The 20,277-nt window shown below is 38.4% G+C and carries 12 protein-coding genes and 1 riboswitch; of the genes, 10 read left to right on the top strand and 2 right to left on the bottom strand.

The window, feature by feature from the left end:
* The first annotated feature begins 175 nt into the window (after positions 1-175).
* From J2Y40_RS18425 to pckA, 6 genes are all read left to right on the top strand, one after another.
* Positions 176-2,113: a putative porin gene (locus J2Y40_RS18425; protein WP_310000640.1), complete on the top strand. Its 1,938-nt coding sequence runs from the start codon at positions 176-178 to the stop codon at positions 2,111-2,113.
* A gap of 12 nt (positions 2,114-2,125) precedes the next feature.
* A complete protein-coding gene (gene bshC, locus J2Y40_RS18420) occupies positions 2,126-3,712 on the top strand; it encodes a bacillithiol biosynthesis cysteine-adding enzyme BshC (protein ID WP_153397504.1) in 1,587 nt (528 codons plus the stop codon).
* A 38-nt stretch (positions 3,713-3,750) separates the two neighbouring features.
* Complete coding sequence (locus J2Y40_RS18415) at positions 3,751-5,679, top strand: LysM peptidoglycan-binding domain-containing protein (protein ID WP_310000639.1); 1,929 nt, start codon at positions 3,751-3,753, stop codon at positions 5,677-5,679.
* Between the two features lie 70 nt (positions 5,680-5,749).
* Complete coding sequence (fabD, locus tag J2Y40_RS18410) at positions 5,750-6,625, top strand: ACP S-malonyltransferase (RefSeq protein ID WP_153397508.1); 876 nt, start codon at positions 5,750-5,752, stop codon at positions 6,623-6,625.
* Between the two features lie 10 nt (positions 6,626-6,635).
* Positions 6,636-7,541 carry a GYDIA family GHMP kinase gene (locus J2Y40_RS18405; RefSeq protein WP_153397510.1) on the top strand — a complete coding sequence of 302 codons (906 nt, stop codon included), beginning with the start codon at positions 6,636-6,638 and terminating at the stop codon, positions 7,539-7,541.
* 127 nt (positions 7,542-7,668) lie between these two features.
* Positions 7,669-9,285: a phosphoenolpyruvate carboxykinase (ATP) gene (gene pckA, locus J2Y40_RS18400; protein ID WP_310000637.1), complete on the top strand. Its 1,617-nt coding sequence runs from the start codon at positions 7,669-7,671 to the stop codon at positions 9,283-9,285.
* A gap of 304 nt (positions 9,286-9,589) precedes the next feature.
* Here pckA and J2Y40_RS18395 read toward each other — a convergent pair whose 3' ends face one another.
* A complete protein-coding gene (locus tag J2Y40_RS18395) occupies positions 9,590-9,997 on the bottom strand; it encodes a type II 3-dehydroquinate dehydratase (protein ID WP_153397515.1) in 408 nt (135 codons plus the stop codon).
* Between the two features lie 243 nt (positions 9,998-10,240).
* Positions 10,241-10,338: riboswitch (SAM riboswitch) on the top strand.
* An 83-nt stretch (positions 10,339-10,421) separates the two neighbouring features.
* Here J2Y40_RS18395 and J2Y40_RS18390 point away from each other — a divergent pair.
* Both J2Y40_RS18390 and J2Y40_RS18385 read left to right on the top strand, forming a co-directional pair.
* Positions 10,422-13,337, top strand: coding sequence for a TonB-dependent receptor (locus J2Y40_RS18390; protein WP_310000635.1), 2,916 nt, complete (start codon positions 10,422-10,424; stop codon positions 13,335-13,337).
* A 19-nt stretch (positions 13,338-13,356) separates the two neighbouring features.
* Complete coding sequence (locus tag J2Y40_RS18385; RefSeq protein ID WP_310000634.1) at positions 13,357-14,850, top strand: RagB/SusD family nutrient uptake outer membrane protein; 1,494 nt, start codon at positions 13,357-13,359, stop codon at positions 14,848-14,850.
* 65 nt (positions 14,851-14,915) lie between these two features.
* On the opposite strand, the gene J2Y40_RS18380 is transcribed toward J2Y40_RS18385, so the two are convergent.
* The gene (locus J2Y40_RS18380) at positions 14,916-15,236 is read right to left on the bottom strand and encodes a hypothetical protein (RefSeq protein WP_310000633.1); all 321 of its coding nucleotides are present in this window, start codon (positions 15,234-15,236) and stop codon (positions 14,916-14,918) included.
* A 219-nt stretch (positions 15,237-15,455) separates the two neighbouring features.
* Here J2Y40_RS18380 and J2Y40_RS18375 point away from each other — a divergent pair, with 219 nt between their 5' ends.
* Together J2Y40_RS18375 and J2Y40_RS18370 are read left to right on the top strand one after the other, a co-directional pair.
* Positions 15,456-15,779 (top strand): DUF6660 family protein, encoded by a 324-nt coding sequence (locus J2Y40_RS18375; protein ID WP_153399961.1) that lies wholly within the window; start codon positions 15,456-15,458, stop codon positions 15,777-15,779.
* Positions 15,780-15,914: 135 nt separating this feature from the next.
* Positions 15,915-20,276 (top strand): CusA/CzcA family heavy metal efflux RND transporter, encoded by a 4,362-nt coding sequence (locus tag J2Y40_RS18370; protein ID WP_310000631.1) that lies wholly within the window; start codon positions 15,915-15,917, stop codon positions 20,274-20,276.
* Position 20,277 lies beyond the last annotated feature (1 nt).

The following is a 20,277-nucleotide window of genomic DNA, read 5'->3' as shown; positions in this document are numbered from 1 at the left end:
TGGTCACATGTTGCTGCTTTTTTTATGGAATAAAAATAATGATATAAAATACTGTTAAAGACACTCATTTAAAAAGTTAATATTTTCAGAAGATTCATTGATCCGTTTAATTAAACTCGAAACTTATATGAATACATTGTAGCAGATTTTATATTTTTGTAGCTTAAATGTTACAATGAGATATTTCATCATCATACTCTTCATATGCTTTAATGTTAAAGCTCAGACAGTCAAAACAGACTCCGGTAAAATCGTTAAAAAAGCAGAAGATACCCTTGTTATTGATTCAGGGAAAAAAGACTCCCTGAAAATTTTTAAACCTACCATCAATGATTATCTGTATCAGAACCAGTTTTCTGAAAAGAAAGTTTTTGATACCGTGATGACTTTTGATAAGACTCATATCTTTTCCCAATACAATAACAGAGATAATTTTGGAAGAGTACAGCCTGCTAATATCGGAGCAGGATTCAATCCTCTTATCTATGAAGTGAATGCGGAACAAAACCTGTCTCTTCTGCCTTCCAATAAGGCTTATATGATCTTAGGAGCAAATGATATTAAATATTATGACGTAAAAACACCCACAGCCTCTTTCATTTACCATACTGCAATGAAAAACGGTGCCGCTCTTAATTCTACCTACACTCAGAATATCGGAAAAAGATTCAACTTTGCCATTGAGTATATGGGATTACGTTCTCAGGGATTTTATAGAAATTCACTGGCAGCTAATAATAATACCATATTTTCCGGGCATTATGTTTCCAAAAGCGGGAACTATGAACTCTTTGCCCATTACCTGCATCAGAACGTTAACAATCAGGAAAGCGGAGGGATTGTAGATGACGCAAGATTCCAGAGTGGAGACAGCAATTACAAGAACAGGCAGAATGCTCAGGTGAACCTTGCATCGTCCAGCTCACAGTTCTCTTATAGAAGATATTACTTAAGCCATCAGTTTACGCCGTTTAATGCAGAGAAATTCCCTTTCAGTATAAGGCATACCGTTTTCCATCAGGGAAATAAATATTATTATAATCAGGGACAGCTTGAGCCTTACTGGTATACTGACGCCGCTACTCAGGTAACTAGTGGATTCCCCCTGACAACCAAAAAATATTCAGATAACTTTAGCAATACAGTAAGTCTTGTTTTTAATAATGAAAAATTCAAGCTTGATGGAGGAGTTCGTTATCAGATGCTGAAATTTGGGGTCAGAGACCTGGCAACGATTAATGGAACCGCTCTTCCGGGAGAGCTGAAAGAAAATAGAATAGGAGCTGTAGGAAATCTTCAGGTCAAACTTTGGGATAAAATTCAGCTAAAGTCCTTTTTAGAATTTTCAAATGGGAGCCAGTTCGGAAGTTATCTAAAAACAACCAACAATCTTAAGTTTGAACCTATAAAAGATTATTTTGTTAATGCCAAAGTAAATTTCCAAAGTGCTTACCCTTCTTTTAATTATTTATTGAATACTTCTGTTTATAATGGGTTCAACTATTATCTTGAGAATGCTAAAAACCAATCTGTAACAGAAATCGGAGGGAGTGTAAACCTGAAATGGTTCAAAACCGAACTTTTTGCTAACTACTTCAGAATAGAAAATTATACGTATTTTGACAGCAATGCCAACCCAAAACAAAGCGAAAGCTCACTGAACATTTCTCAGATCGGAGGTGATGCTACCTTCAGCTTTGGTAAATTTCATTTGAACACAAGACTTCATTTCCAGAATACACTAACGAATAAAGAACTTCTTCCTCTTCCAAGTTTTATCGGTAGAGCTAACTTCTTCTATCAGACTCACGCATTCAAAAAAGCTGCTGAAATTCAGGCCGGATTAAAAGTGTATTACTTCTCTAAATTTGCCTCAAGAGATTACTTCCCGATCCTGAATGAATATATTCTTCCCAATGCAAATGCATTCTCAATCGGAGGGCAGCCTATTGCCGATCTTTATATCAATATGAAGGTTAAAAAAATGTTCTTTTACGTAGAAGGACAACAGATTGGAACTGTAATTTCCAGTAATAAAGCTTATGCATTTCCACACTATCCGGTTTATGATTTCAGGCTGAACATCGGAATTGTGTGGTATTTGTTCAACTAAAAGAAAAACAAGTTGAAAACAATTAATAAAATATCATTTAACGACATAGAAAGCATTCCTCAGCTGGTGAAAGATTTTCTGAACCAAAAAATTGAGGGATTTGAAGAAAATACCTTTTCTTTAGAGCATTTCAGAAACCAGATTCATCTTAAAAAAGACGCTTTTACTCAAGATCAGAGGAATATATTGTCGGATGAACTAAATAAACAGCTGGAAGACTTACATCTTTCTTCAAGGCAAAAAGAAAATCTGGATAGGCTGAAATTGCCCAATACATTTACCATCACAACCGGACATCAGCTGAACCTGTTCTCAGGACCTGTTTTCTTTGTCTACAAAATTTTGCAGACCATCAAAACATGTACATATCTGAAAGAAAATTTTCCGGATTTCAATTTTGTTCCTGTATACTGGATGGCTTCGGAAGATCATGATTTTGCAGAGATCAATCATTTCAAAACAGAGAATAATTATTATGAGATCAACGAGAAATCTGGTGGGCCTGTAGGTAGAATCAAAATCAGTGATACCTTTTTCGTCTCAGAATTTGAGAAAGAGTTCAAAGATTCCGTTTTCGGAACAGAACTGATCCTGATGCTGAAAGAAGCTTATAAAACAGGTAATACGCTTACTCAAGCGATAAAAATCCTGGTCAACAGACTTTTCTCAGATTTTGGACTGTTAATTATAGACGGAGATTCCAGAGTACTCAAAACACAGATTAAAGAAGTTTTCAAAAATGAACTTCTGAATTCCAGTCTTTACAATAATTCAAATGAAAAAGTTAATTTTCTAACGGAAAAATATGGCAAAGTCCAGGTCAATCCAAGAGAAATAAATCTTTTTTATCTTTCAGAAACAAGAGACAGAATAGATTTTGATGGTCACCGATATAAAATAGTGGATACAGACACCATATTCACACAGGATCAAATTCTGAATGAACTGGAAAATCATCCTGAAAAGTTCAGCCCGAATGCCCTGATGCGCCCCGTTTATCAGGAAAAAGTACTTCCCAATCTTGCTTATATTGGAGGAAATGCAGAAATTATGTATTGGCTTGAACTCAAAGATTACTTTTCAAAACTCAATATTCCGTTTCCCATTTTGATTCCGAGAAACTCAATGCTTTTCCTTCCTGAAAAAACGCTGGGGAAAGTAGGGAAACTGAATCTTAAGATTGAAGACTTTTTTGGAAGCTTTACCGGCATCACCAATCAGAAAATTTTAGAAGGCAGCAATGTCTTACAATTACTGGAAGAAAAAGAAGCCCTTTTGGAAAAAAGTTTCTCAGAATTGAAAGCTATTGCGGAAACTACAGAAAAGTCTTTCGGAAATATGGTGAAAGCAGAAGAAGTAAGACAGCTGAAATCTTTCAAAAGAATGAAAAAGAGACTCCTGCATGCCGAAAAAATAAAACAAAACGAACTGCTGGAAAGACTGGAAAGACTATTTTTGGATATCCATCCTTCTAAGACCTGGCAGGAGAGGGTATATAACTTCAGCGTATTCTTTTCAGATTACGGGTACTCATGGCTTGAAAATTGTTTGGAAGAAATGGTGGTTCAAGAATCCAAATTAATAATTGTTGCCATTTAATTTTAAAGAAGTATTTTTGTAAATTATAATTATCGAATATGATAAAGAGGTTTTTTATTCTGTCCAGTTTATGTATGGTTTTGGGGGTGTCTGCTCAAAATTCACACACCGTTGCCAAAGGAGATAATCCTTACAATATCGCTAAAAAGTACGGGATAACTGTAGACGAATTGTTAAAGCTGAATCCAAAATTCAAAGATGGGAAACTGGCTATTGGTGATGTTCTTACAGTAAAAGCTGAAAAACATACAACTCCGGTTTCTAAACCTGTTTCTGTTGAAAAAGCAAAACCGAATACGGGGCAATCACTAGGTAAAATTGTATTACAGCCAAAACAAACCGTTTATGGAATTGCAAAGCAATACCGCATTTCTGAAACAGATCTTCGAAAACTGAATCCTGAATTGGACTCTCATATGAAGATTGGTGACGAAATTACACTACCTCTTGAGAGTATAAAGAAATATGGCGGAGGGCAGCAGACTGCTCCTGTGGTGGTTAAACCTGTCGAGGCACCAGCAGAAACACCAGTAACTACAGGTTCTTCAGAGAAAGGGACTTATGTTATTCAGCCAAAAGATAATTATTACAGAATTTCAAAACAGTTTGGAGTCAGCCAACAGGAACTTTTTGCTTTAAATCCTGGATTAGAAGAAAAAGGTCTGAAACCTGGTGAAACCATTAATATTAAAAAATCAAATACGGAAACCGCTTCAGAAGCAGTGAATCCGAAAACAAAAATAGACTCAGGGAATGAAAGATCTTCAGCCGGATCTGTTGCCGCAGCTGATGATTATGTTACCTATACTGTACTACAGGGAGACACCGTTTTCTCAATTGTCAACAAGTTTGGAATTTCCATTGATGAGCTGATTGCACTTAATCCTGATCTTTCCCACGGACTGAAAGCAGGAATGGTGTTAAAAATCAAAAAACAAGATCCTGCTTACGTAAAGAAAAATGGAGATGCTCTAAGTGTAGTATTAATGCTTCCATTTGGATACAGTACCAATGAAACCCAGTACAGAGGAATGGCTATGGATTTCCTTACAGGAGCTAAACTTGCTATTGAGAGAAATGCCAGAGGAGGACAAAAGCTGGACATCAAAATCGTGGATTCAGGAAATGAGGCGTCATTCAGAAATTCACTAACGCAGATCAACCCGGAGAATACCGACCTTATTATAGGTCCGTTCTTTAAATCCAACGTAATTGATGTTCTTGATTTTACTAAAAATCAAAAAATTCCTATCGTTGCACCATTTGCCAACTCACCGGAACTGTACAACTACAGCAACCTGATCATTGTAGAAACCAATGACCAGACGTATGCTGATAAAATTGTAGAAGAAGTTAAATCTGTTTATTCAGATCAGAAAATATATGTTGTTGCTGACAGCAAAAAAGAAATTGCAGGCTACATCAAAGGCGGGCTTGAAAAAGCCGTTAAAAATCCAAATGTTATCATCGTGAATTCTCCTGCAGATATCCAGTTGGATCAGAATATGATGACAGGACAGTCTGCACCGGTTATCGCTATTTTAGCAAGTGATGCAGATGCGGCAGGAGATGCTTTTGCAACTAAAATGATCAGTCTTTCCAAAGAAGTTCAGGGGGTAAAAGCATTCAGTATGTATTATTCTCCGGTTTTTGAAAAGAAAGTTGACGAGTTAAGCCAGGCAAGCCTTGTATATTTGATGGACAGAAAAATCAATACCGACGGGAATTTTGAAAAGGAAATTCTGGCAGCGTATAAAACAAAATATTGTAAGACGCCTCCTAAATATGCTGTTGTAGGTTTTGATGTAGTCAATGATATGCTGACGAGAGAAAACAAAAAAGGAGAGATCTTTAAACAGATGAACAAAGTACAGACTCAGCTGGCTACCAAGTTCGAATTTGTAAAATCTAAAGCAAACGGAGCGTATGTAAATACAGGTTACCGTGTCATCCGATTGGTACCATAAATGATTTATGTTTCTTTAACAGAATTATTTTAACATTATATTTATATTTGCATAATATTTAATTCAATACATGAAAGCACTTGTATTTCCTGGGCAGGGTTCTCAGTTTGTCGGAATGGGAAAAGAATTGTATGATTCCAGAAAAGATATCAAAGATCTTATGGAATCTGCCAATGAAATCTTAGGTTTCGACATTCTTTCCATTATGTTTAACGGAACAGATGGAGATCTTAAGAAAACAGAGGTTACCCAGCCTTCTATATTTATACATTCAGTAGCTGCTTTAAAAGCGGTAAATGGTCTTGGAGCTGAGATGGTTGCAGGACATTCTCTAGGAGAATTTTCAGCATTGGTTGCCAATGGAGTTTTATCTTTTGATGATGGACTGAAATTAGTTTCCGAGAGAGCAAAAGCAATGCAGGAAGCCTGTGATGCCAATCCAAGCTCTATGGCAGCAATTTTAGGTCTTGAAGATGCTGAAGTTGAGGAAATTTGTGCTTCGATCAATGGGATCGTAGTACCTGCTAACTATAACTGTCCTGGTCAGCTTGTTATTTCAGGGGAGACTCCGGCAGTGGAAGAAGCTTGTGCAAAACTTAAAGAAGCTGGTGCAAGAAGAGCATTATTACTTCCTGTAAACGGAGCATTCCATTCACCATTAATGCAGCCGGCACAGGAAAGACTGGCAGCTGCTATTGAAAAAACAAAATTCAGAAAAGCAACCATACCGGTTTATCAGAATATTACCACTACAGCGATTACCAATCCTGATGAGATCAAGCAAAACCTGATCGCTCAGCTTACGGGGCCTGTGAAATGGACGCAGTCTGTTCAGAACATGATCAAAGACGGTGCTTCTAATTTTGTGGAAGTAGGTCCGGGAAAAACACTTCAGGGATTGATCAAGAAAATTGATGCGTCTGTGGAAGTGGCTTCAGCAATCTAATTAAAATCATATGGGCGAAATATTTTCACCGGGAAAGCTTATGCTTACTTCAGAATATTTCGCAATAGACGGAGCTCTTGTTCTGGCAGTACCAACGCTGCTGGGACAAGAGTTTTTTTTTGAAGAAAAAGATGATGAAAATTCCCTTGTTTTATGGGAAGCTTATCATCAGAACAAATTATGGCTGAAAGCAGTCATCAATTATAAAAACTGGAAGATCCTCGAAACGAATCTGCCTTCTGCCGCTGAATTTATTCTTAACACCCTTAAAAATGTTCAGCAGCTTTCTGAAACCCGGTTCAAGAGCAATTTTTCTTATTATTTAAAGACCAACCTTCAGTTTCCCGCAGATTACGGATTAGGAAGCAGTTCAACATTAATGAACAACCTTGCCGAATGGTCCGGAATTGATCCTTTTCACCTAAACAGTATCAGTCTTGGAGGAAGCGGATATGATATTGCGGTGGCCAAAGAGAAATCAGCTGTTTTGTTTAAAAGTAAGCCGGAAATCTGGTATGAAAAAACAGAATTCAGCCCTTCCTTCAAAAATGAGCTTATTTTTATTCATTTAAATCAGAAGCAGGATAGCCGCGAAGGAATTAATCTTTACAAATCAAAAATAAAGTCTCCGGAAATGATTCGTGAATTTTCGGATTTAACAAAAAAAGTTTTATTATGCAATGAATTGGAAAATTTTTCTGAACTGATGATGATTCATGAGCATAAAATTTCCGATTTCATTGGAATTCCTACAGTTAAAGAGAAATTTTTCGCAGATTGCCCGGTTTTTGTTAAAAGTTTAGGGGCTTGGGGCGGAGATTTTGTAATGAGCGCCAAATTTGAAGGCTTTAAGGACTATTTTTGGGGAAAAGGTTTCACCCGTGTTTTTGAATGGCCTGAAATAATAAACTCGTAATCAGTAATTTATAATCCTGTTTTTTTATTTGTCATTCTGACTTATATCATTATATTTAAACCACCTTTAACAAATAATTAATATTAATTTTGTTGAACCCAATAAAGAAATAGAAAATATAAGTAAAATGAAACACGCTAAAATCATCCAGGATTTAGAAAAATTAGGGATTAAAGGAAATTACGAGGTGGTATATAACCCTTCTTATGAGGAATTATATCAGGCTGAAGTATCTCCTGAAAATCAAGGCTTTGAGAAAGCTGAGCTTACGGAATCAGGTGCAGTATCGGTAAAAACAGGTATTTTCACAGGTCGTTCACCTAAAGACAGATATATTGTTCAGGATGATGTTACAAGAGATACGATTTTCTGGGACGGAAAAGTAAATCTTCCTACAACAGCAGTAATTTTTGACTCTTGTAAAGGATTAGTGCTGAACCAGCTTGCTGAAGCTAAGAAAATCTATGTTGTTGATGCTTTTTGCGGAACCAACGCAGATACAAGACTAAAAGTAAGGTTCATCGTTGAAGTAGCGTGGCAGGCCCATTTCGTTACAAATATGTTCATCCGTCCGTCTCACTACGAGCTTGAGAACTTCGGAGAGCCTGATTTCACAGTAATCAACGGTTCCAAAACAACCAACCCGAACTGGGAAGCTCAGGGATTAAACTCTGAAAACTTCATCATGTTCAATCTTACGGAAAAACTTCAGATTATCGGTGGTACTTGGTACGGTGGTGAAATGAAGAAAGGAATGTTTGCTATGATGAATTACTATCTTCCATTAAAAGGTATGGCATCTATGCACTGTTCTGCAAACGTAGGTGAAGAAGGAGATGTAGCTCTTTTCTTCGGTCTTTCAGGAACAGGTAAAACGACTTTATCTGCTGATCCTAAAAGATACCTTATCGGTGACGATGAGCACGGTTGGGATAACAACGGAGTATTCAACTACGAAGGTGGATGCTATGCTAAAGTAATTGATCTTTCAGAAGAAAAAGAACCAGATATTTTCAGAGCAATCAAGAGAGATGCACTTTTAGAAAATGTAGTGGTAAATAACGGTGTTGCAGATTATAAAGACGGATCTATCACTGAAAATACAAGAGTATCTTATCCTATTTATCATATCAATAAAATTGTCCTTCCTTCAAAAGCAGGACATGCTAAAAAGATCGTTTATCTTTCTGCAGATGCGTTCGGAGTACTTCCTCCGGTTTCCATCTTAGATGATAATCAGGCACAGTACCACTTCCTTTGCGGATATACTTCCAAGTTAGCCGGAACAGAAAGAGGAATTACTGAACCTCAGCCGTCTTTCTCTCCTGCATTCGGAGAAGCATTCCTTACCCTTCACCCGACGATGTATTCTAAGACACTGATCGGTAAAATGAAAGAACATGGAGCAAAAGCTTACCTTGTTAATACAGGATGGAACGGAACAGGAAACAGAATCTCTCTGAAAGATACAAGAGCAATTATTGATGCGATCATCGATGGTTCTATTGATAGTGCGCCTAAAACAAGAGTTCCTATTATGAACCTTGAAATTCCAACTCAGCTTCCAAATGTTTCCGAAGGAATCCTTGATCCTAGAGAAACATACAGCAACGCTTCAGAATGGGAAGAAAAAGCAAAAGATCTTGCTGGAAGATATATCAAAAACTTTGAGCAGTATTGTGATACTGAAGAAGGAAGAAAGTTAATCGCTTCAGGACCTCAGCTTCAGGAACAGACGATCTAATATAATTTAAAATATATTATAATTAAAGCCTCATCATTGATGGGGCTTTTTTATGTGGTTTACATTATAACTAGGTTGAAAAATGCAATGCGTTAAGATTTTAAATCATCAGGCTGCTTTTAAGGCGCTAGAAAATCCAAGATTTTCAACAAGTTTTTTGGAATGAAAATAGTATGGGTTCAAATTTTATCGGAGATAAAATCATTGCGCCTTATTAATGCAGCATAAAAATATTTTAGCGACTTTGCGTATACCAACACTAAAAAAATCTGTGTAATTAGCGAGCAAAATAATACATTCAGTATTATTTTAAGCTTAAAATGGCTAATCTGTAACCATCCATTCCAAATCCGGACAATACTGCATCACAATGAGCTGCGGTTACAGATTTCTGGCGAAACTCTTCCCGTTTATAGATATTGCTGATATGCACTTCTATTTTTGGCTTCCTGATATTCTTTAAACAGTCTGCGATTGCATAGGAATAATGAGTATAAGCTCCCGGATTGATCACCAGCGCATCAAAATCATCTTCCTGCAGCCTGTTGATGATTTCCCCTTCAATATTAGATTGGTAATAATCCAGTTTGTGGGATGAAAACTCATTTTTCAGTTCTGTAAAGCAGGTTTCCATAGAAATGCTTCCATAGATTTCAGGTTCTCTTGTGCCCAGAAGATTCAGATTGGGTCCGTTTACGATTAAAACTTTCATTCTATAAATGTATAAAGTTTAGTTCATTTGACGAACTATTTTTTTTTCTTCATTCATGTTTTCTTTTTTGAATTATTGATAATGATATTTATCATGTTTGTGAATTTGATAATGATGTAATGCTTTGCTGTAACAGGTTTTAGCTAAAAATTAAGTTAATTTTTGAAAATTTTTCATTAAAAATTCATAAGTCTACTTGTTTTGTGGACTAATTGTTTTTAGATTTGCAGTCATATTTCGATCGGCTTATAAAGAAAGATGGAGGGAACTGACCCTGTGAAGTCTTAACAACCTGCCCCGGTGCAAGGTGTTACATTCAGCCTTTAAAGGAAAAATAAGCAATTGGTTAATCGTATTTTTCGATGCCCTTTGCTGACTTTTCTGCAAAGGGCAAAATTTTAATATATGATAAATAAAATTGATTATGATTGGTAAAAGTTTAATTAAATCTAAAATTTGGATTCCTCCCGTTGCTGTATTTTTCTTAGGGGTTGTCAGTGTAAACGCACAGGAAGCCAAACCGAAAAAAGATACGATCCGCGAAAAAGAAATTGATGAAGTAGTGGTCGTGGCTTATGGTAAAGCGAAAAGAAACAGTTATACCGGATCTGTAGCTACCATTTCAAGTGACAAGATCAACAACAGACCTGTAAACAATATTACAAAAGCACTGGAAGGACAGGTTCCGGGAATTCAGGCGGCAAGTGCTTCAGGGCAGCCGGGTTCTACGGCCTCAATTAGAATACGGGGGATTGGTTCCGTAAGTGCTTCCAGTGATCCGCTTTTTGTGGTAGACGGAATTCCTTTTGATGGAAATATCAATTCCATCAGCCCGAATGATATTGAATCCATCAGTGTATTGAAAGATGCTACAGCAAGTGCTTTGTATGGATCAAGAGGTGCCAACGGAATCATTATCATTACGACTAAATCCGGTAAAAAAGGAGAAGCGAAAATCAACTTCAATATCAGCCAGGGATTTTCCGGAAGAGCCGTTAAAGATTATGAACAGGTGAGTACAGATCAATATTTCCAGCTGCATTGGGAAGCATTGAGAAATGGATATAAATCTGATAAAATATCTTCTCAGCAGGCCGCACAGATGGCGTCAGATAACCTCGTTTCTTCTTTGGGGATTAATCCGTACGGACTGGGATATCCCAATCCTGTAGGAACAGACGGTAAACTTCTTCCGGGTGCAAAAGCTTTATGGAATGATGACTGGAGAGATGTTCTTCAGAGAATGGCTTCCAGAAATCAGGTTGATTTTGATGTCAGCGGAGGAAGTGATAAAAGCAATTATTTCTTTTCATTAGGGTATCTGGATGATAAAGGAATTGCGATTCAATCCGGTTTCAAAAAATACAGTACGCGTTTAAAACTGAATTCAGAAGTGAAAAAATGGCTGAATGTAGGAGTGAATTTAAGCTATACCAACAGTATTCAGCAGGCTCCGACTTCTTCAGATTCCAAATCAAGCAATGTGATTCAGGCTGCAAGAACAATTCCTTCTTTTTATCCGTATTATGAAAGAAATCCAGACGGAAGCTATAGACTGAATGCTGATGGAGAAAGGGTGTTTGATTTCGGAAAATACAGGCCAAGTAATGCGCTTCAGAATCAGAATTTAGCAGCAACACTACCTTTGGATAAAAATGAAAACAGAGAAGATAACTTTTCAGGAAAAGGTTTTCTTGATTTTACTTTCCTTCCGGAATTGAAATTTAAATCCAGCTTCTCGGTAGATTTGGTTAACTACAACGGACATTATTATACCAACCCCATTTTAGGATTGGGGAAAGAAACAGGAGGTTCAGTGAGCCGTTCAAATTCCAGAACACTTTCATATACAACGAGTAATATCCTGACGTATGATAAGAAATTCGGACAGCATCATTTCAATATTCTGGCAGGGCAGGAGTTTTATAAATATGATTATCAGACGATTTCCGGTTCCAGAAGCCAGTTTTCCCTGCCGTATTATTATGAACCAAGTGCAGCAGCTTTGTTAGGAAGTTTTACAGGGAAAAGTGATAAACTGACATTACTGAGCTTCTTAGGGAAAGCTGAGTATGATTTTAAAAATACGTATTTCCTTTCAGCTTCAGCAAGAACAGACGCCTCGTCCCGTTTTTACGGAGATAACCGATGGGGGAAATTCTGGTCGGTAGGGGCTTCATGGAAAGCTTCCAACGAAGACTTTATCAAAGATCTGAACTTCTTCAACCAGCTGACTTTACGTGCGAGTTACGGAGGTCAGGGGAATGATAAACTGGGAACACTTTATGCTTATCAGGAACTGTATAAGTTTTACAATAACTTAGGGGAACCCGGAACGGTTCTTACCAAAACGGCAACGAACGACGTGAAATGGGAAACCAATCTTAATTTCAATGCCGGACTTGAGTTTGCCATTCTTAATAACAGAGTTAAAGGGAATGTAGAGTATTTTCAACGAAAAAGCCAGGATCTTTTATTCAATATGCCGACGGCTCCGTCTTTGGGAATCAGTGATTTCCCGGCCAACATTGGAACGATCCAGAATACCGGTTTTGAATTCTCACTTTTCACAACACCCATCAAAAATGATGATTTTGAATGGAATATTGATGTGAATCTGAGTACCCTGAAGAATAAAATCCTGAAATTACCTAAAGGAACCGTAATCAGCGGAACAAAACGTATGCAGGAAGGCGGTTCTATCTATGACTTCTTTATTCAGGAATGGAAAGGAGTAGACCCAAGTACAGGAAAACCGTTGTGGAGATATATTTATCAGGATGAAAACGGAAATACGATAGACGGAACGACTTCAGAATATGGAAAAGCAACCAAAACCCCGCAGGGATCCGCATTGCCGAAATTAACAGGAGGAGTTACCACAAGTATTGCCTATAAAAACTTTGATTTCTCTGCACTGCTTTCTTTTAGTTTGGGAGGAAAGATCCTGGATACGGATTATACTTCCCTGATGTATAACGGAAGTTCCGGCGGAAGGGCATGGAGTACTGAAATGCTAAACAGATGGACCCCGGAAAACCCTTATACGGATGTTCCTTCATTAAGCACAACCACAAATAACTGGAACTCAAGTTCTTCAAGATTTTTGTATTCCGGATCGTATGCAAGGCTTAAAAACGTCAATCTGGGCTATACACTTCCTTCAGATTATTTTGAAAAACTGGGACTGAAGAAATTCAGAATTTATATCCAGGCAGAAAACCTGCTGACCTTCTACAAACATAAAGGTCTTGACCCTGAACAATCACTGGACGGAACGACTTATTTCAGATATCCGGCCATGAGAACGGTAACTTTCGGTCTTCAGGCAACGCTTTAACCTTTTTAAAATTGAAACAATGAAAAAATTAAAATATTTATCTTTTGCTCTTATCGCAGTATGGTCTCTTACCAGCTGCGAAAGTGAGTTGGAAACGGCTCCAACGGATCAGGCTAATGGTGCAGAAGTTTTTAAAACCGCTGAAAGTGCAGAAACTGTCATCAACGGAACCTGGGCTAAATTTAATGATGACGGAACAACGTTTGCGAACATTGGATATTCAACGGTACTCAGAACCAGCGATGCCATGGGTAGTGATGTTGCGGTGCTGACTAACAAATATGGATTTCCTACGGCCTACGCTTTTGCCGAAATGGTGAACAATACCGTAGGACGTCCGCAGTTTATCTGGACAATGCTGTATTCCACCATCAACAACATGAATAATGTGATCACCCGTATTGATGGAACAGAAGGAAGCCAAGCCAAAAAAGATCAGGTGAAAGGGCAGGCCAAAGCACTTCGTGCATTTTGTTATCTTAATCTGGCCAGCTTTTACCAGTTCAGCTACCTTAAAGATAAAACAGCTTTAACAGCTCCGATCTATACAGAACCTTCAACGATAAGTTCCGTTCCGAAGAAAAGAGCAAGTCTTGAAGAAATCTACACTTTAATCAAAAGTGACCTGACGGATGCTGATAACCTGCTGAAAAACTATAACAGAAATAACAAAGATAAAATCGACAGATCCGTAGTCAATGGTCTTCTGGCAAGAACTTACCTGAATACAGGAGAGTGGAGTAAGGCTGTTGAAGCGGCAAAAACAGCAAGAAATGGTTTCCCTCTAATGACTCCTGAAAAATATAAGGAAGGCTTTAATGATATCAGCAATGGAGAATGGATCTGGGGCCACGGACAAACCCAGGAACAGTCAGATGCAGGTTATGCGTTCCATTATCTGGATGTATCTTCTTCAGGAAGTTATTATTACAGCTTTATGGCGGATCCTTATTTTAAAAATTTATTTGACACAAATGATATAAGATCACAGTTATTTTCCTGGGATGGTCTTCCGGGAAGAGAAGGGCTGCTGAGATATGCTAAATTTAAATTCAAGGCCAATCTTATCGCAGACATTGTACTGATGAGAGCGGCGGAAATGTATCTGATTGAAGCGGAAGGAGAAGCCAGAGCCGGAAATATCACTAACGCCATAGCTGCTTTGAACCAGCTGAAATCAGCAAGACACGCTAATCCTTACAGTGGATCGCTGGACCAGAATGAAGTGGTAAAGGCCATCCTGATTGAAAGAAGAAAAGAATTATTCGGGGAAGGATTCTCCCTTTCAGACGTAATTCGTACCCAGGGAGCTGTAGAAAGAAAAGCTTTTGTGGATGATGAAGGAAAACCGATCAAAGTTCAGGTAACCACTCCGGACGGAACGGTAAAAACGGTCAACGGAAGAGGGCACTCAGTCCTGAATTTCCCGGATCAAAGCTCTTTTGTCCCGAACAGCAAATATTATCTGTTCAGTATTCCGCAGAAGGAAATAGAGAACAATCCTAACCTGTAATAATTAGATTTGATTTTTTTTAGCCATCGCTTAGTGCGATGGCTTTTTTATTGAAATGTAATTCATCAATTTGAAGACTCTTTTGCAATAATTTCTTTACTCCCCAAACATCTCAGTATCGCTGCCAGCTTATAAAGATCGTAATCTATCATGTCTCTTTCTCCACTCATTACTTTCTGTAAAAATTCCCAATCATCTGTAAGGCTTCCCATTGTCAAACCTACAGGATCTTTATAAGGATCATATAATTCTTCATCAAGTATATTCCAATATAGATCTTTATCCGGAGTTATTGATTGGTTGTTGTCCAGACTGTTTAGCTTTGAAAGAAAAATTTCAAACAATATTTTCAGATCAGCTATTTTTATAGGGGTATTATTTTCCATTCAATTAATGTGTTTTTTCCTCAACAAGGGCTGATGATACCTTTTGTGAAGATAGATAGGGCTTATACAATTACAAAACTATTATTTTTATTGATACAATCCGGAACAATTTTTGAACAGGTTTTACTCATATATTGATGGATCATTTTCATTGATTATCTGCTTTAATAGAATGAAATTAAAAATCTCATTCATAAAAAATGTTTACCTTTGTATGATATGAACCTGTTCAGATGGATATTAGCATTCTATTTTATGGCATTGTCACTCATGCCATGCGAAGATGTGCACCGTCCTTCCGGTTCAGAGGATGTGAAGCTTACCTTTAATATGGAGGAGTCTCATTCCAAAGACAAAGGAGATATTTGCTCACCGCTTTGTACATGCAGCTGCTGTCAGATCACAGTGTCTGCTTTTAAAATGCATTCCCTGCTGAAAATTCCGGATCATATTCCGGCCTATTTCTCTAAGAAAATTCTTTTTCAGAAAAACAATTTCGCTTATCAGGTGTATGACCACATCTGGCAGCCTCCCAAGATTTAATTTTTATTGATAATCAGGAAGTCATGCTTTCTGAGTACATGAACTTTGCAATTTCATTGCAGAGGCCTTCATGATATATTTGTACCGGAATACCGTTCCTGTACAGTTATTTATTCATAAAAATTAAAATACATTGTGTTAGATAAAATCATAAAATTCAGTATCAAAAATAAGGTCGTTGTTGGTATCATGACCTTGCTGCTGATTATCTGGGGAGTGTGGAGCGCTACTAAACTTCCCATAGATGCCGTACCGGATATTACCAACAATCAGGTGCAGATTATCACAGTCTGTCCTACACTGGCAGGACAGGAAGTAGAACAGCTCGTAACCTTTCCTATTGAGCAGAGCATTGCCAACGTTCCGGATATAGAAGAAACAAGAAGTATCTCAAGGTTCGGACTTTCTGTGATTACCGTTGTTTTCAAAGAAAATGTGGATGTTTACTTTGCCAGGCAGCTGGTGAATGAGCGCCTGAAACAGGCTGCAGAAGAAATCCCCAAAGGAGTAGGAACACCCGAACTGGCTCCCGTAAGTACGGGACTGGGAGAGGTTTATCAGTATATCCTCCATCCGAAAAAAGGAAGCGAAAAGAAATACGATGCCAAAGAACTCCGTACCATGCAGGACTGGATCGTTCGCAGGCAGCTTAACGGAACCCCGGGAGTAGCAGAAGTAAACAGCTTTGGAGGAGAATTAAAACAGTATGAAGTAGCTGTTAATCCGGATCGTCTGAAAGCAATGGGAGTGAGCATCACCGATATTTTTACCGCTCTGGAAAAAAACAACCAGAATACGGGAGGCGCTTATATTGATAAAAAACCAAATGCTTACTTTATCCGGGGAATCGGTTTTGTAACATCTCTGGACGATATTAAAAGTATTGCTGTAAAAAATGAAACAGGAAGCGTTCCGATCTTTATCAAAGATGTGGCAGATGTACGGCTTGGAAGTGCTGTACGCTATGGTGCGTTAACCTATAACGGAAAAGTAGACGCTGTAGGTGGCGTTGTTATGATGCTGAAAGGTGCCAACAGTAACGAAGTCGTAAGCAATATCAAAGCTAAAATTCCTACCATTCAGAAATCCCTTCCCGATGATGTGTTGATAGAACCGTTCCTGGACAGAACAGATCTGGTAGGAAGAGCCATCAATACCGTAGAAAAAAATCTTATTGAAGGCGCATTGATCGTTATCTTCGTTTTGGTAGTCTTTCTTGGAAACTTCAGAGCAGGCCTTATTGTAGCTTCTGCCATTCCGCTGTCATTGCTTTTTGCTTTGGGAATGATGAATGTATTTGGTGTGAGTGCCAATTTAATGAGTCTCGGAGCTATCGATTTCGGTCTGATCGTAGACGGAGCCGTGATTATTGTGGAAGCAACCCTGCATCATTTAGGAATTAGGAAATCCGTAGGAAGACTTACCCAAAGTGAAATGGATGAAGAAGTTTTTCTTTCAGCATCCAAGATCCGTAACAGTGCTGCATTTGGAGAGATTATCATCCTTATCGTTTACATCCCGATTCTTACCCTAGTGGGAGTAGAAGGAAAAATGTTTACTCCGATGGCCAAAACAGTAGGATTTGCCATTTTAGGGGCATTGATCCTTTCACTGACCTATATTCCAATGATGAGTGCCCTGTTTTTGTCTAAAAATATATCCCATAAAGAAACTTTTTCAGATAAAATGATGAATCGTCTGCAAAAGATCTATCAGCCATTGCTGCAGAGAGCCATCAAAGTAAAATATATCATTGTTTCAGCGACTGTTTTCATATTCGTCATTACCGCTTTTATTTTCAAAAATATGGGTGGAGAATTTATTCCTCAGCTGCAGGAAGGAGATTATGCCTTCCACTGTATTCTTCCTCAGGGAAGTTCATTGAGCCAGAGTATAGAAACCTCTATGCAGGCTTCAAGGATCATCAAACAGTTTGATGAGGTGAAAATGGTAGTCGGAAAAACCGGTTCCGCCGAAGTTCCTACCGATCCCATGCCTCCCGAAGCTACTGATATGATCATCGTTTTGAAACCAAAAAACGAATGGAAATCGAAGAAATCTTATGAAGAACTGGGAGATGAGATCAGCGAAAAACTGGAAACCATTCCGGGAGTTTTCTTTGAAAAGAACCAGCCGATCCAGATGCGTTTCAACGAGCTGATGACAGGAATCAGACAGGACGTTGCCGTAAAAATTTTTGGTGAAAACTTAGACTCCCTTTCCATCTATGCAGATAAAGTAGGAAAGATCATTCAGACGGTTGACGGAGCTACAGCCCCACAGATCGAGAGAGTAAGCGGACTTCCGCAGATCAATGTGGTATACGACAGAACGAGAATGGCCAACTACGGACTGAATATTGAAGATGTAAACAACGCCGTAAGTACAGCATTTGCAGGAAAAGCAGCAGGTCAGGTTTTTGAAAATGAAAGACGTTTTGATCTCGTAGTCCGTCTCGACAGCCTTCACAGAACTAATATCGATGATGTGAATAATCTGATGATCTCAGCCGGTTCAGGAGCACAGATCCCATTGTCTCAGGTGGCTAATATCAGTTATAAGCTGGGGCCGGCACAGATCAGCCGTGAAGAAGGGAAAAGAAGAATCGTGATAGGTTTTAATGTAAAAGACCGTGATGTACAGAGTGTAGTAAAAGATATTCAGGCAAAACTGGATAAAGAAATTAAACTGCCTTCAGGATACTACTTTACCTACGGAGGTCAGTTTGAGAATCTTCAGGAAGCAAGCAAGCGTCTGATGATTGCCGTTCCGGTTTCCTTATTCCTGATCTTTATGCTGCTGTATTTCACGTTCCGTTCATTCAAGCAGGCTGCTTTGATCTTTACCGCTATTCCGATGAGTGCCATTGGAGGTGTATTCGCCCTTTTGTTAAGAGATATGCCATTCAGTATTAGTGCAGGAATAGGATTTATTGCCCTTTTCGGAGTTGCCGTACTTAACGGGATCGTTCTGATCGGAACATTCAACCAGCTGGAGAAAGAAGGAGAAACCGATGTGATGAAGAGAGTATATGAAGGCACCAAAACCAGGCTGAGACCCGTTTTGATGACGGCCACTGTCGCGTCATTAGGATTCCTTCCGATGGCTATTTCCACAGGAGCGGGAGCTGAAGTACAGAAACCTCTGGCGACCGTAGTGATCGGTGGATTAGTTACCGCAACCTTCCTTACTTTATTCGTCTTACCGATGCTTTATATCATTTTTAATAGCAAGATTTCAGGACGAAACTTCAAAATCAAACCTTCTGTAAAGGTGATCGTATTTGGATTTTTGATGTTCGGACAGTTTTTTAATGCACAGACCCGCCAGATCTCCGTTGAACTGGCGGTAGAAATAGCAACGGAAAATAACCTGACTTTAAAATCAAAAGCACTCAGCATACAATCTGCAGAAGCATTGAGAGGAACAGCAAAAGAACTTCCCAAACTCAATTTTGAAGCGCAGCTGGGACAATACAACAGTCCGAAATTCGATCAGTCATTTGCCATTTCGCAGAGCATTCCTTTTCCAACACTTTTTAAAGCACGAAGAGAGCTGATTAATGAAAACGTAAAAAGTCGTCAGATCGATAGGGAAGTTTCAGCCAATGAGCTGGTGAAACAGGTACGGACATATTACTACCAGATTGAATATCTTCAGTACAACCAGTCAAAGCTGAAAAACCTGGACAGTCTTTACCAGGATTTCATCAGGATTGCTACCGTAAGGTTCAAAGCAGGAGATATTAAAAAGATTGAAATTAATACCGCCGAAACTCAAAAAGGCGAAATCAACCTCTTACTTAAGCAGAATGAAGTTTATCTGAACAATGCCTATAAAAATTTAAAGACCCTGCTGAATACTCCGGATGATTTTGAAGTCCCCTTCAAAAACAGCTATGAGCCTTTAAAAGCCGAAAATATTCTCGACAGTACAGCTGTAGCCAATAATCCGGCAGTGAAAGCTTTTTATAATGAAATGGAAATAGCAGAGAAAAATAAGAATGTTGAAAAAGCACAGGGACTTCCTGAATTCAGCCTCGGACTAACAAGCCAGTCATTGATTGGGTTTCATACCAAAAACGGTCAGGAAAAATTCTACAATGCCGGAGACCGCTTCAATTCATTCTCTGTAGGAGTTGCCATTCCATTAACTTTTGGGGCAACAAAGGCAAGGATGAAGTCTTTAGAATATGAAAAGCAGGCCGCGGAAGCCAATGCTCGTATGATGAAACAGCAGCTTTCTGCACAGCTTGAAAATGCATTTAGTCAATATCAACAGGATATACAGCAGTATGACTACTATATAGAACAAGCTGTTCCGAATGCAGAGAAAATTGTAAAAGCAGCCCAGCTAGGCTATAAAACAGGAGAAATATCTTATGTGGAATACCTCTTTGCCTTGCAGACTGCCACCAATATCCAGCTTAAATATTTAGAGTCCATCCAGCAGGTCAACCAATCTGTAGTTACCATTAATTCAATCATTAATAAATAAC

Source organism: Chryseobacterium sp. 2987 (genome assembly GCF_031456375.1).
Taxonomy (GTDB): Bacteria; Bacteroidota; Bacteroidia; order Flavobacteriales; family Weeksellaceae; genus Chryseobacterium; species Chryseobacterium vaccae.
Note: the sequence above shows the minus strand (reverse complement) of the source record. Positions and strands in the feature narration are given on the sequence as shown.

What these genes read in the sequence shown, in the direction of transcription:
- J2Y40_RS18405 (WP_153397510.1), top strand. Translation starts at nt 6,636, where the DNA reads ATGGGCGAAATATTTTCACCGGGAAAGCTTATGCTTACTTCAGAATAT.
- fabD (WP_153397508.1), top strand. Translation starts at nt 5,750, where the DNA reads ATGAAAGCACTTGTATTTCCTGGGCAGGGTTCTCAGTTTGTCGGAATG.
- pckA (WP_310000637.1), top strand. Translation starts at nt 7,669, where the DNA reads ATGAAACACGCTAAAATCATCCAGGATTTAGAAAAATTAGGGATTAAA.
- J2Y40_RS18375 (WP_153399961.1), top strand. Translation starts at nt 15,456, where the DNA reads ATGAACCTGTTCAGATGGATATTAGCATTCTATTTTATGGCATTGTCA.
- J2Y40_RS18380 (WP_310000633.1), bottom strand. Translation starts at nt 15,236, where the DNA reads ATGGAAAATAATACCCCTATAAAAATAGCTGATCTGAAAATATTGTTT.
- J2Y40_RS18425 (WP_310000640.1), top strand. Translation starts at nt 176, where the DNA reads ATGAGATATTTCATCATCATACTCTTCATATGCTTTAATGTTAAAGCT.
- J2Y40_RS18395 (WP_153397515.1), bottom strand. Translation starts at nt 9,997, where the DNA reads ATGAAAGTTTTAATCGTAAACGGACCCAATCTGAATCTTCTGGGCACA.
- J2Y40_RS18390 (WP_310000635.1), top strand. Translation starts at nt 10,422, where the DNA reads ATGATTGGTAAAAGTTTAATTAAATCTAAAATTTGGATTCCTCCCGTT.
- J2Y40_RS18415 (WP_310000639.1), top strand. Translation starts at nt 3,751, where the DNA reads ATGATAAAGAGGTTTTTTATTCTGTCCAGTTTATGTATGGTTTTGGGG.
- J2Y40_RS18385 (WP_310000634.1), top strand. Translation starts at nt 13,357, where the DNA reads ATGAAAAAATTAAAATATTTATCTTTTGCTCTTATCGCAGTATGGTCT.